This is a genomic window from Pseudonocardia alaniniphila (assembly GCF_022524485.1).
Lineage (GTDB): Bacteria > Actinomycetota > Actinomycetes > Mycobacteriales > Pseudonocardiaceae > Pseudonocardia > Pseudonocardia alaniniphila.
In genome coordinates, this window is record NZ_JAKXMK010000037.1 from 12,235 (window position 1) to 24,522 (window position 12,288).

General features: G+C 68.6%; 11 protein-coding genes. 8 read left to right on the forward strand and 3 right to left on the reverse strand.

Going from position 1 to position 12,288, the window contains the following annotated elements; all coding sequences use genetic code 11:
* Nucleotides 1-254 precede the first annotated feature (254 nt).
* The gene (locus MMF94_RS34465; protein ID WP_241041643.1) at nucleotides 255-1,148 is read left to right on the forward strand and encodes a transporter substrate-binding domain-containing protein; all 894 of its coding nucleotides are present in this window, start codon (nucleotides 255-257) and stop codon (nucleotides 1,146-1,148) included.
* Nucleotides 1,149-1,391: 243 nt separating this feature from the next.
* Here MMF94_RS34465 and MMF94_RS34470 read toward each other — a convergent pair whose 3' ends face one another.
* Both MMF94_RS34470 and MMF94_RS34475 read right to left on the reverse strand, forming a co-directional pair.
* Entirely contained in the window at nucleotides 1,392-2,381 is a 990-nt protein-coding gene (locus tag MMF94_RS34470; protein ID WP_241041644.1) for an LLM class flavin-dependent oxidoreductase, read from the reverse strand.
* Nucleotides 2,382-2,461: 80 nt separating this feature from the next.
* The gene (locus MMF94_RS34475; protein ID WP_241041645.1) at nucleotides 2,462-3,340 is read right to left on the reverse strand and encodes an SMP-30/gluconolactonase/LRE family protein; all 879 of its coding nucleotides are present in this window, start codon (nucleotides 3,338-3,340) and stop codon (nucleotides 2,462-2,464) included.
* A 608-nt stretch (nucleotides 3,341-3,948) separates the two neighbouring features.
* Between MMF94_RS34475 and MMF94_RS34480 the strand changes: the two genes are divergently transcribed.
* From MMF94_RS34480 to MMF94_RS34500, 5 genes are all read left to right on the forward strand, one after another.
* The gene (locus tag MMF94_RS34480; RefSeq protein WP_465269987.1) at nucleotides 3,949-5,862 is read left to right on the forward strand and encodes a hypothetical protein; all 1,914 of its coding nucleotides are present in this window, start codon (nucleotides 3,949-3,951) and stop codon (nucleotides 5,860-5,862) included.
* Nucleotides 5,863-5,867: 5 nt separating this feature from the next.
* Nucleotides 5,868-6,629 (forward strand): ABC transporter ATP-binding protein, encoded by a 762-nt coding sequence (locus MMF94_RS34485; RefSeq protein ID WP_241041646.1) that lies wholly within the window; start codon nucleotides 5,868-5,870, stop codon nucleotides 6,627-6,629.
* The gene (locus MMF94_RS34490) at nucleotides 6,626-7,969 is read left to right on the forward strand and encodes an ABC transporter permease (RefSeq protein WP_241041647.1); all 1,344 of its coding nucleotides are present in this window, start codon (nucleotides 6,626-6,628) and stop codon (nucleotides 7,967-7,969) included. Before MMF94_RS34485 ends, MMF94_RS34490 begins: the two co-directional genes overlap by 4 nt.
* Nucleotides 7,970-7,983: 14 nt before the next feature.
* A complete protein-coding gene (locus tag MMF94_RS34495; RefSeq protein WP_241041648.1) occupies nucleotides 7,984-8,559 on the forward strand; it encodes a hypothetical protein in 576 nt (191 codons plus the stop codon).
* 203 nt (nucleotides 8,560-8,762) lie between these two features.
* The gene (locus MMF94_RS34500) at nucleotides 8,763-9,023 is read left to right on the forward strand and encodes a PqqD family protein (RefSeq protein WP_241041649.1); all 261 of its coding nucleotides are present in this window, start codon (nucleotides 8,763-8,765) and stop codon (nucleotides 9,021-9,023) included.
* A gap of 73 nt (nucleotides 9,024-9,096) precedes the next feature.
* On the opposite strand, the gene MMF94_RS34505 is transcribed toward MMF94_RS34500, so the two are convergent.
* Nucleotides 9,097-10,323 (reverse strand): glycosyltransferase, encoded by a 1,227-nt coding sequence (locus MMF94_RS34505; protein ID WP_241041650.1) that lies wholly within the window; start codon nucleotides 10,321-10,323, stop codon nucleotides 9,097-9,099.
* A gap of 410 nt (nucleotides 10,324-10,733) precedes the next feature.
* Between MMF94_RS34505 and MMF94_RS34510 the strand changes: the two genes are divergently transcribed.
* Together MMF94_RS34510 and MMF94_RS34515 are read left to right on the forward strand one after the other, a co-directional pair.
* Nucleotides 10,734-11,099, forward strand: a complete 366-nt coding sequence (locus MMF94_RS34510; RefSeq protein WP_241041651.1) for a hypothetical protein — start codon at nucleotides 10,734-10,736, stop codon at nucleotides 11,097-11,099.
* An 18-nt stretch (nucleotides 11,100-11,117) separates the two neighbouring features.
* Nucleotides 11,118-12,272, forward strand: coding sequence for a glycosyltransferase family 2 protein (locus MMF94_RS34515; protein WP_241041652.1), 1,155 nt, complete (start codon nucleotides 11,118-11,120; stop codon nucleotides 12,270-12,272).
* The last annotated feature ends 16 nt before the right edge of the window (nucleotides 12,273-12,288 follow it).

Consider the following 12,288-nt stretch of genomic DNA (forward strand, 5'->3'; position numbering starts at 1 on the left):
CCCGACACTGCGGTGCCCGGGTACGTGCCGTGCGAGCGGCGGCCGAGGACGCGGAAGGTGCCCGCCTTCCGCACTCCGACGACGGATGCGGCCCTCGCAGTTCGAGGGGTCTGCGAGAGCCGCATCCGGAGCAACACGGCGCCCGTCTGTCCGGTGCGGGAAGACCGCGAACCAGCGGGCGAGAGCGTCCACTCGGCGGAGATTCTCCGCAGAGACCTCACGAGCGCGACAGTCGCGAACGTCGCCCGGGGAACATGACCGTGCGCGCCCGCGAGGTCGGTGGCGATCGGAGTCACATGGTCGTGCGAGCAGCGCGAGAACAGCCGTTCCCGGCCGCTGTCGCGGCGCAGCGGTGGGGGAGGTCTCAGACCGCGCCTGCGCTCCTCGCTCCTCGCTCCTCGGGGATCGTCCATAGGATCGTCTCCATGAGTATCGTGCCTGCGGCCATCGCCGAGGATCTTGCGCCCACAGGCACCCTGCGGGCCGCGATCAATCTGGGTAATCCGGTGTTGGTCCAGGGGACGCCGACGGCGCCGACCGGCGTGACGGTCGACATCACGCGTGAGTTGGGCTCGAGGCTGGGGCTCCCGGTAGAGCTCGTCTGCTTCGATGCGGCGCGGAAGTCGTTCGAGGCGATGGCAGCGGGGCGGGCTGACATCTGCTTCCTGGCCATCGAGCCTGTGCGGGCGGCAGAGGTCGCTTTCACCGCGCCGTACGTCGTGATCGAGGGGGTGTTCGTCGTGCCCCGGGACTCGGTCATCTCGACGAGGGCGGACGTCGATCGTGACGGGGTGCGTATCGGTGTCAACGAGGGGTCTGCCTACGACCTGTTTCTGTCCCGCACCCTTCAGCACGCGCGAACGGTGCCCGTTGACGACGGGGTCGACGTGTTCCGTGACCTGGGTCTGGAGGTCGCCGCCGGCATCAAGCAGCCGATGATCGAGTACGTCAGCAGCCATCCCGAGTTTCGTCTGATCGAGGGTCGGTTCATGGAGATCCGGCAGGCGTTGGGTACGACCAGGACCCGCGGCCCGGAGACCGTGCAGTTCCTCCGGGCTTTCATCGAGGATCTGAAAGCGAGCGGATTCATCGCTGATGCGCTCCGGCGCGCGAATCAGCCGGACGCGACCGTCGCCCCACCCGGTTGACCGCCCACTTCGCCGGCTCCGGGATCGGCACGGCCGTTCCCACGTCCGCCGCGCAGGTCGAGCAACGGCTCGCCGAGCGCGGCGTGGCCTGACCCGGCCGGTCGATCGACTCGAGTCAGATCGCCGCACCGGCGACGAACGCGCTGAGCGTGGCCGGGACAGTGATCCACGCCGATCACGGGGCCTGGGTGTTCCGACGGGCCGGCCGTGACGACCACGGCAACTTCGGAGCGAAGGTCGCGATCAGCCGGTCGCGGCGTCGAGGAACCTCTCGAGCTCGGCCCGGGGGTCGGGCCCGCATGGTTGGAACACGATCTCGGTGACGCCCTTCGAGGCGAACTCGTCGAGGCGATGCCGGACCTGATCACGAGTGCCGCTGATCGTCACGTCCCGAAGGATCGCGTGACCGCCGGCGTCCCATGCCGCTTGATCGGCTTCACCGATCTCGACGCAGTGACCCGCGTGAACCGCGAGGTGGCGTCGATCGTCGGGAGTCCTGTTCACCACGTCCATCGACTCCGCACCGCCCGGCAGGCCTTGCACGGCGGCGGGCCCCCCGAACTCGTAGGCCCCGTGATAGGCCAACGCCCACCCCGGGCCGGCGGCGAGCCGGGCGTGTTCGGAGTCGGTGGCCTCTCCCTCGTCGAGCACCGTCCCCCACACGAGGTTGGGCACCCACGAGTACTCGTTGACGAACGGGGGCAGCTGAAGAGTCACGTACAGCCCGTCGCCGAGTTCCTTGGCCACCTTGTGGCCCTTGGGACCCAGCGCGCCGACCAGGATGGGGACGTCGACCGGGCGTGCGGGCGCATGCCCATCGGGATGCAGCATCTGCATCTGCGCCCCCTCCCACTCCACGACCTCGCCCTGCAACAGCCCGCGGTACGCGCGGATGTACGACTCCATGTACGCCCATGTGATTGCGCGGTATCCCATCGCGCGGCGGCCGGTGAACCCCGTGCCGAAGGCGATCGAGACACGACCCGGAGCGAGCGCGGCGAGGGTGGCGGTGGCCGCAGCGTTGACCATCGGGTGTCGCAAGCTGGGAACCAGCACACCCGGACCGAGACCGATCCGCTCGGTTCGTTCGGCGGCCAGCGCCAGGGTCATCCACACGTCCGGGCTCTGCTGGGGCGTGTCGTAGACCCACGCTCGCGCGTATCCCAGTTGCTCGGCCAGGGCAATGTTGTCAGGGGAGTCCAGTGCAGTCGGAAAAGCGCAAGACACCTCCATGAGGAGCCTCCGTTCCACAGATCGGAAGGGTGCTACGGACCGTCGGTCTGGAGCACCCGAAGATGGTCGGTGGTCGACGATCAGGGCAACTCTGCGTGGGGAACGTCCACACGGACAGCCATGAGCTGTGCCTCACGAACTGGCCGGCGCTCGTGCTCGGGAAAAGAAGGAGCAGCGCACAGGAAGAGGGTGCAGCCGTCGTCACCGCCGAGCATGCAGGCGAAGACCCCGAGCCCGGTCGCGATCTCGTCGAGGATCGCGCCGCCCTCCTGCACCCGGATCACACGAGCGTTGAGGGCGTCAGCCACCCAGATCGCACCCTCCGCGTCTGCACAGATGCCATCAGGACCGACCTGGAGCTGCTCGACGGCCTCTCCGACGTCCTCGGTCTGCGGCGGTTCACCGAACTGGGCCCACACGCGCCGATTGCTCAGTCCGCCGTCCTCGGCGATGTCGAACGCGGTCAGCCGCCCGGCGAACGTCTCCGCCACGACCAGCACATTCCCGCCGAGGATCACCATGCCGTTCGGAAATCCCAGGTCGTCGGCCACGGTGACCACAGTCCCGTCCGTGTCGACTCGCGTGAGCGTGGTGTAGCGCAACGGGGCCCCGCCCATGAGGTCGAAGCCGAAGTCGCCCACGAAGGCACGTCCGCGATCGTCGACGACCATGTCGTTGAGCACCCCCGAGACCGCGCCGGACAGATCGGCGTGCTCGGCGAGCGACCCTGACTCATCGCGCACCAGGATCCGATGATCACGCATCGACACGATGAGCGCGCGCCCGTCGGGAAGGAAGCCGATCCCGGAAGGTTGGCCCGGCACCTCGGCCACGACCTCGACGTGACCGCGACCGTCGGTCGCCACAACCTGGTTGGTGTAGAAGTCGGAGACCCACAGCCGGCCGTCATGCCACCGCGGACACTCCAGGAAGGAGTATCCGTCCAGCACGACCGTCATCTCACGAGTCGACGGCGCACCTTGTCCCATCGTGACCTCGAATCCGTTTTGTCGTCGTTGGCAAATCGGAAGTGCCGCGCCGGAGTAGTTTGCAGAACAACTACGCCCGCTGCCAGTCCCGCCTCGAGTAGGCGGCGGCTCGCAACGGGGGAAATCGGCAGATAGCGCCCGGCCGGCGTCTCGAACCCCGGTTCGCACTCCCGCCGGATGCCGGGCCGCTCGAAGTAACCAGCCCACCTGGCGGGGTGCTGCCGTCGCGCCGCACTCGACCTGCTCCCACGATGACGGTTCTCCGCAGCACCTCGAAGGGCCGCTGACCGAAGGGTGAGGAGATCGACCGGGACTCCGCCCACATCGAGTGGAAGCAGTAGCTGCAGCAGGCTGTGATCGTGCCGGCCGGCCTGGGTCACGCGGGGTGGCTGGAGCTACGGCCACCGGGGGCCGCCGCGGCCCTCGCCCGAGATCAACTCAGTGGGTTCTCCCAGTAGGTCCACAGGTGATTCCGATCTTTCGGCGCCACGCTCCGCGTCGCTCCGCGGTGATCGTGGGAGACCTGTTCGAGGAGGACGTCATGCTGAGTTGTGATCTACGTTCGGTCGAGGCGCTGCGTGAGCGAGATGGTGACGGAGCGCATCGCCGCCCAGCCCGCAGGCCCGCCGCCCTCGCGGTGGAGCCGGCTGCGCTCCCGCTTCGACGCCATGACGCCGCGTACGAAGTGGCTCAACCTGATCCTGATCGTGCTGCTGATCCTCGCGATCGTGCTCGCCTTCGCCCTCATCGGTAACCCCAGCACCCCGACCGTGGCCGTGCGTACCGCCGCGGTCGTCCGGGGCGCGGTGACGTCGAGCGTGACGGGGAGCGGCAACACCGAGTCCTCGGTGAGCACGCCGGTGGGCTTCCAGGCCCAGGGCACCGTCACGGCCGTCACGGTGAAGGCGGGCGACACCGTGACCCTCGGGGAGGTGCTGGCGACGGTCGACCCGACCAGCGCGAAGGGCAGCCTCGAGACGGCTCGGGCCCAGCTCGCCAGCGCGCAGGCGGCGCTGGCGCAGGCGCGTTCGGGCCCGACGGCGGTGAAGAGCGAGCAGGACAAGGCGGCGATCACCCAGGCCCAGGCCGAGCTCGACGGCGCCAACGCGAACGTGACGACGGCGCAGAACCAGCTCGGCCTCGACACCACGTCTGCCGCCACGGCGATCAGCAACGCGCAACAGAAGCTCTCCGACGACCAGGCCTCGACGGACACGAGCGTGAAGAGCGCGCAGGCGTCGCTCGGTGTCGACGAGGCGAATGAGGAGGCCTCCGTCGAGCAGGCTCAGCAAGCGCTGAAGACCTGCCAGAGCGCGGGCACGACGACGGGAGCGACTTCTTCATCGGTGGCGCCTCCTCCGCCGCAACCTTCTCCGCCGGCTCCGGCTCGTCCGACGACGGCACCTCCGCCGACGGCGACACCTCGTCCGACGATGGCCGCCCCGATCGCGTTCACAACCCTCACCCGCACGGACTGCAACTCACAGCAGCAGGCGCTCGACAACGCGGAACGGACCCGCGATTCCGTCCTCCAGAAGGACCGGGTCGCCGTCACCGCGGCCCAGCAGGCCCAGGCCACGACCGTCGACGCCGATCAGCAGGCCGTCACCACGGCCCAGCAGACCCAGGACGACACCCTCCTCAAGGACAACCAGGCGATCGCCACCGCCAAGCAGACGGTGATCACCGACCAGGGCCTGGTCACCAACGCCCAGCTCGCACAGCAGGCGGACCTGCACCCGATGACCGACGACCAGATCGCCGGCTACGCCGCCAGCGTCGACGAGGCACAGGTGACAGTGGACAACGCCCAGCTCGGCGTCGATCAGACCAGCCTGCTCGCGCCCCAGGCCGGGGTCGTGCTGGCCGTCAACGGGAAGGTGGGTGAGTCGTCGAGCGGAGGGCCGAGCGCGTCGACCACCAGCGGCACCAGCACCGGGTCTTCCACCGGCAGCGCGGCCTCCGCGGCGGCGACGTCGGCGGGCAGCGGGTTCATCACGATCGCCAACCTCAGCCGGCTGGCGGTCACGGCCAACATCGCCGAGGCCGATGCCGCCAAGATCAAGCTCGGCCAGAAGGCCACGATCACGTTCCCGGCCACCAACACCACGGCCACGGGATCGGTCACGCAGATCACGCCGCAGAGCACGGTGACGAACAACGTCGTGCTCTACCCGATCCAGGTCTCCCTCGACACCGCGCCGCCGGGCGTCGGCGTGGGCTCGACCGCGAGCCTGAACATCACTGCCGGGTCCGCCACCGATGTGCTGGAGGCACCGAATCTGGCGATCACCTCGCTCGGTGACCGCCACACCGTGACGGTGCAGCGCACCGGCACCGACACGGTCGTCCCGGTGACGATCGGGCTCGTCGGCGACACCCAGACCGAGATCACCAGCGGCGTCCAGGCCGGTGACGTGCTGGTGCTGCCCAGCACCACCGCTCCCACCGCGGCGGGCGCCGGCGCCGGCTTCCCGCGGGCCGGCGGGTGACGCGGGTGACCCGCCCGGCGCGCCCGGTCATCGCGCTGCAGGGCGTCTCCAAGATCTACGGCAGCGACGACACCGTCGTTCGCGCCGTGGACGGCGTCGACCTCCTGGTGGAGCGCGGCGACTACGTCGCGGTGATGGGGGCGTCGGGCTCCGGCAAGTCGACGCTGATGAACATCATCGGCTGCCTCGACACCCCGACCCGGGGGCGGTACCTGCTCGATGGCGTCGACACCCGCCGTCTGGACGAGCGACAGCAGGCCGTCATCCGCAACCGCAAGATCGGCTTCGTCTTCCAGTCGTTCAACCTGATCCCGCGGACGGCAGCGGTGAGCAACGTCGAACTGCCCCTGGCGTACGCCAGGGTGCGGCCCGGTGAGCGTCGCCGCCGGGCGCTGGCCGCGCTCGACCAGGTGGGGCTCGCGACGCGCGCGAACCACCGACCGTCGCAGCTGTCGGGCGGGCAGCAGCAGCGTGTGGCGATCGCGCGGGCCATCTGTACCGACCCGGTCCTCCTGCTCGCCGACGAGCCGACCGGAGCGCTCGACAGCCACAGCACCACCGAGGTTCTCGCGCTCTTCGACGACCTCAACGTCGCCGGCCGCACGCTCGTGGTGATCACCCACGAGGAGGAAGTGGCCGAGCACGCCAAGCGGGTGCTGCGGATGCGCGATGGGAAGCTGCGCTCCGACGAGCGTTCCGCGCCTGTATCGAGCCCACCCCCGCGCTGGTCGGCGGACCGCCTGTCTGCGGCCCGGGGCACCTCGTGAACCTGCGGCAGTGCGCCCGCTTCGCCGTCCGCGGGGTGATGGCGAACAACCTGCGGTCGCTGCTGACGATGTCCGGCATCCTCATCGGCGTCGCGGCCGTGATCATCCTCATCGCGGCAGGGACGGGCGCGAGCGCGTCGGTGCAGAGTTCGGTCAGCTCCCTGGGCAGCAACACGCTCACGATCACGTCCACGTCGACGAGCGCGGGTGGGCGAGGCGGCGGGGCGCGCGGAGGCGGCGGCCTGGGTGCGTTCGGCGGGGGCGGCGCGGCCCGGGCCGGCGGAGCGGCGGGCGGCGCGGGCAGGCCCGGCGCGGCGGCGTCGTCCACAGTGGACAACGGCGCGCTCGTTCAGCAGCCGCAGCTCACCCTGCAGGATGCGGAGGCCCTTGTGGACCCGACGCCCGCACCGGACGTGGTCTCGGTCGCCCCGGTGGTGACCGCCCCGTCGGTGGCGGCGACCTTCGAGGGCGCCTCGCACACGGTCGGCACCTTCACCGGCACGACGCCCAGCTACCTGGTCAACAACAACGACACCCTGCAGGCCGGCGTCGCGATCACCGGCTCCGACTACACGGCCAGGCGCCGCATCGCGCTGCTCGGCACCACCGTGGCCACCGACCTCGTGGGCGGCGACGGCCTGTCCATCGTCGGGCAGACCGTCCAGTTCAACGGGAGCGCCTATGAGATCGTCGGGATCCTGACGGCAAAAGGCAGCAGCGGCCCGCAGGACCAGGACGACCGCGTGATCGCCCCGCTGACCGCCGTGCAGGACACCCTGACCGGCTACGGCACGGTCAGCAGCATCACGGTGAAAGCCGCTTCGGCCGACGTCGTCGGTGCTGCGCAGGACGAGGTCACCGACATCCTCAACACCCGCCACCACGTGACGGCGGCCAACGAGGATTTCTCGGTCTTCAACCCGAGCTCGATCCTCGCGGCGCTGGGCTCGATCACCGGGATCTTCACGATCCTGCTCGGCGGGGTCGCGGGGATCTCGCTGCTGGTGGGCGGCATCGGCGTCATGAACATCATGCTGGTGACCGTGACCGAGCGGACCCGCGAGATCGGCATCCGCAAGGCCATCGGCGCGCAGAAGGCCGACATCGTCGGGCAGTTCCTGCTCGAGGCAGTGCTTCTCTCGGTGTTCGGCGGCCTGATCGGCGTGCTCATCGGAGTCGGTGTCGGGCAGCTGAGCTTCGGCACGTTCCATCTGATCGTCGCGCCGTACTCGGTGGTGCTCGCGTTCGGCGTCTCGGTGGCGATCGGGCTGTTCTTCGGCATCTATCCCGCGAACCGCGCCGCGTCGCTGCGCCCGATCGACGCCCTGAAGTACGAGTGACGGAGGAACGAATGGTGTCCTCACCTGCTGACGACCGAACACCGATGCCGCCGGCCGGATGGCCCCACGAAGAGACGGTCGCGCTGCGCCCCGAGCCCACGGACGACCTCGACCCCGTCGACGACGACCTGTTCGCCGAGAACTGGGACACGCCCAGGCGAACGAACCGGCTGACGGCCGTGCTGGTCGCGCTGATCGTGGCCGCGCTGACGTTCGCCGGGGGAGTTGCGGTACAGAAGGCCCACGACAAGGGGCTGGTGGCCGCATCGGCCGCCAGTCGCGGCCGCGGAACCGGGACCACGGGCGGGCCGACGGCGGACGGCACAGCGGCGGCCGGCGCGACGGGCGGCGCCCGAGGGTCTGCCTCGCCGGTCGCGATCGGCACCGTGAAGTCGATCTCGGGCTCCACACTCACCCTCACCGACGTCGCGGGGAAGGTGGTCACCGTGACGGTGCCTCCGACCGCAACCATCACGACCGACGGGCTCGGTGGGCTCGTCGCGGGCGTGACGGTGTCCGTTGCCGGCACGATCGCCGATGACGGCACCGTCACGGCGACGTCCATCACCAGTCACCGGACCAGCAGCTGACTCGCCACCCCGCACAACCGGCGGATCACCATGAACAGCAGCTCGGGGCAGCCCCGGTAAAGTCGGTTCATTGCCGCATGACTCGTTGGCAAGGTAATGCATTAGGTGTAACGGATCGGTTGCATCGACGCGCCGCCAAGGAAATGGGCTATATTCGGCGCTCCAGCGAGCCGGGTGTACGGGCGAAGCCGTCAGGAGTGATCATGTTTTCAGTCCAGCCCAAGATAGTCGAAGGGCTTGACCTCAACGAGCTCGACGACGGGATGGTCGTCTTCTCCGAGTCCACGGACACGGTCCATCACCTCAACCACTCGGCCGCCGTAGTTCTCCAGTTCTGTGACGGCACACATGATGCGGACGCGATCGCCGGGTTCGTGGCGGCCGCGTTCGGGCTGACCGACCCGCCGCTGGAAGCGACGATGGGCTGCTTGGAGGCGCTCACCCGCCAGGGACTGGTGAGCTGAGTCCGAGCGCGCCCCATTTCGGATCGAAGTAGCCAGGCGCGCCCGAAGTACTGACGATTTGCGCCACGACGTATCAGCCGGCTGATTCGGTCTCGGTGATGGCCGCCTGGCTGACCGGAATGCGTCCTGTGGTCCGCGCGGGCCCGTCAGGGTGGGCCCTTTCCGCCGTTTCTGCCGCCATACGCAGCAGGCTGTGCACCTGCGCGGCGACGACCGGCGGGGAGTGGTTCTCCTCGACGTACCGCCGAGCCTCGCCGGCCATCCGGGCGCCCGCCTGCGGGTCGGCCAGCAACGTGGCGACGTGCGAGGCGAGCTCTGCGAAGGTCCGGCCCACGGACAGGTGGGTGCCGTCCTGGACAGCGAGACCGGCGGCGGCTGCGGGTGTCGCGACAACCGGAACCGTGTGCGCGAAGGCCTCGAGGAGCTTGATCCGGGTGCCCGCGGCATCCGTCAGGGGAGCGACGACGACGCTCGCTCGCGCATACAGCTCCGTCAGGTCATTCACGAATCCTCGAACCATCACCCCGGGGTGCCGGCTCAGCGACAGGATTCGTGGGTCGCCGCCGTGATGACCGACCACCGACACGGTGATCGGTAGTCCCGTGCGTTCTCGGACTCTGGGCTGCACCTGCTCCACCAGGGCGGTCGCCGCGTCGACGTTCGGCTGGTACGACAGGTTTCCGACGAACAACAGGTCCGGCGGACTCGACGGCACATGCTGCGGGCTCGCCGGGATGCGAATGGCGTTGGGGAGGACCGCCGTCGGGACCCCGTGCCGGGCTGCTACGGCTGCCGCCTCCTGCGGGGCCGCAAGCCATATCCCGGAGAAGCATCCAGCGAAGGCGGACAGCAACCTCCGGTGGGCGTGTGCCTCCGCATGCTCACCGAGGCGTCGAAGCAGCGACTCGTCGTCGTCATCCAGGTCCAACGTCGCGAAAGGGGCGTCGAGCAACTCGGCTAGCGCGACCCCGAGCGGGGCCAGGCCGGCCCGCGCGACGTGCACGGCCCACCCGGTCGGACGGCCGAGCGCTGAGAAGATGTCATCGGCAAGCATCGGGGGTGCTGCGCGCGCTGCCCGAGGGAGAATGCCTGACACTTGCAGCCGATCGCGCCATTCCGGTTGGGCGAGCATCCTGATCAGAGCGGGCCGCGGGTTGGCCCCGGCCCCGGGCTCTATCCGGACCACCCGCTGCACTCCGGGAATCGTCGCATTGCCCAGCGGCTCGCCCGCCACGGGAACGACGACGACCACCACCTCACGATCCTCGGCGGCGGACTCGACGACACGGGCAACACGCATCGCCAACCCATTCCCGGTGAGTTGGGGGGTGATCGGAGTCAGGACCACTACAGGTGGTCGGCGCGTCGTATCCAACAAGTGGCGAAGTATGATCCTCGCACCACAGGATCGCAACGATGCCACATATCTCGTTTGGGTGAGATGGCCGGGAGATTTCCTGTATGAGATCAGAATCCACGTGGTTCTGATCTCCTCTGGTCGCTTCCGCCTTTATCAAGATCGCCGCCGTCCCGTTCTGGGGCGGCAATGATCGTCGTCGACACGGATCAACCGATGAGACTCCGGTGATCGCGGCAGCGCGTGGGGAACGATTCGTCGATCACCACCACCGTGTGACCGATATGGACGAGCCCGCCACCTGAGCGGAACACTGCGATCTCCGGTTCGGATGACATGGCAGGGAGGACCCCATGCAAGGTCAGGATCCGCTTCGCGCTGACTTTCTGGAGTCGGTTTCACAGAACCGACGCGCCTTCATCAAGAAGATGGCTGCCGCCGCCTTCATGGTGCCGGTGGTCGGCGCCTTCAGCATGAACTCTGTTGCGCTCGCCGCACCAAGTCAAACCTGTCCCAATCAGACATTTCCCAATCAGGCCTTCCCTAACCAGACGTTTCCTAACCAGACGTTCCCTAACCAGACGTTTCCCAACCAGGCGTTCCCCAACCAGATCACCAAGCAGTCGTTCCCCAACCAGACGCGACCGGCCGGTCACGACAAGGGCGACCACAAGTGGGTCGACCACAAGAAGGTCGCCCACGAGCGGTGCGGCGACTAGCGGGGCCAGGACATCACTGTGGTAACCCGTCCCCTGCTCAGCGCGGCGATGATCGTCCGCAATGAGGCGAAATTCCTTGGTGACTGTTTGCGGTCGTTGCAGTCGATCGCCGATGAGGTGATCGTCGTCGACACCGGATCAACCGATGAGACGCCGGCGATCGCGGCAGCCCATGGCGCGGTTGTCCACCACTACGAGTGGTGCGATGACTTCGCCGCTGCGCGTAATGCCGCGCTCGACGCAGCGAGCGGCGAATGGATCCTCTACATCGACGCCGACGAACAGCTGCAACCGGTCGAGCGGGCAGCTCTAGAGGCCCTGCTGCGCCGGACGGACGCCTTGGCGTTTCGTCTGTTGCTGCGTCCTTCGCCTCGAGCTACGCCGTATCGGGAGTACCGGCTGTGGCGCAACGATCCACGGATCCGGTTCGACGGGATGATCCACGAGAAGGTGGTGCCGGCGATCCATGCGGTCGCCGACGCGGACGGCCGGAGGATCCTGCCCTGCGACCTGGAACTCGTCCACTTCGGTTACGAGGGTGACCAGACCCGCAAGCACCTGCGCAACCTGCCGTTGCTGCGCCGCCAGTTGGAGGTGGAGCCCGACAACCTGTTCGTCTGGCACCACCTCTCCCGTGTTCTGGAAGGCCTGGGCGACGCGGGTGAGGCCGAACGCGTGCTGGAGGGCGGCCTGCTGGTGGCCCGCGCCAAGCCATGGCGGGATCCTCTGGCAGTTCTGCTTTACGCCGATCTTGTGCGGATGCGTGAGCACGACGGCGACCACGGGGAAGCGCTGCTTGCCGAGGGGCTCGAACTATACGGCGATAACTGCGTGCTGCTGTGGCTGCACAGCCGCGCGCTGATCCGTCGTGGCGCTTACGACGAGGCTCTTGTGCCGCTGGATCGCATTCTCGCGTTCGACCCGGCCGAGCTACCGGACCTCGGACCCTCCTACGACGAGCAGTTGATACACGAGTTCTCGCATGATGCTCGTGGCCTGTGTCTGTTTCGCCTCGGTCGCTACGCCGAGGCCGCACAGGAATACGCGGCCGCGGCGCAGTGGGCGCCCGAGAACCCTGCCTACCCTGCCAAGATCGCCATTGCAAACGCTCGCGCAGGTCGCGCCGGCGATGCGTCTCGGAGCATGGCGGTCGGCGCGCAACACGGGAGCTAGGGATCGGACGGCCGGC

Excerpts from the sequence above, each read along its gene's own strand:
- MMF94_RS34465 (WP_241041643.1), top strand. The coding sequence starts at position 255 with ATGACCGTGCGCGCCCGCGAGGTCGGTGGCGATCGGAGTCACATGGTC.
- MMF94_RS34470 (WP_241041644.1), bottom strand. The coding sequence starts at position 2,381 with ATGGAGGTGTCTTGCGCTTTTCCGACTGCACTGGACTCCCCTGACAAC.
- MMF94_RS34475 (WP_241041645.1), bottom strand. The coding sequence starts at position 3,340 with ATGACGGTCGTGCTGGACGGATACTCCTTCCTGGAGTGTCCGCGGTGG.
- MMF94_RS34500 (WP_241041649.1), top strand. The coding sequence starts at position 8,763 with ATGTTTTCAGTCCAGCCCAAGATAGTCGAAGGGCTTGACCTCAACGAG.
- MMF94_RS34505 (WP_241041650.1), bottom strand. The coding sequence starts at position 10,323 with ATGCGTGTTGCCCGTGTCGTCGAGTCCGCCGCCGAGGATCGTGAGGTG.
- MMF94_RS34510 (WP_241041651.1), top strand. The coding sequence starts at position 10,734 with ATGCAAGGTCAGGATCCGCTTCGCGCTGACTTTCTGGAGTCGGTTTCA.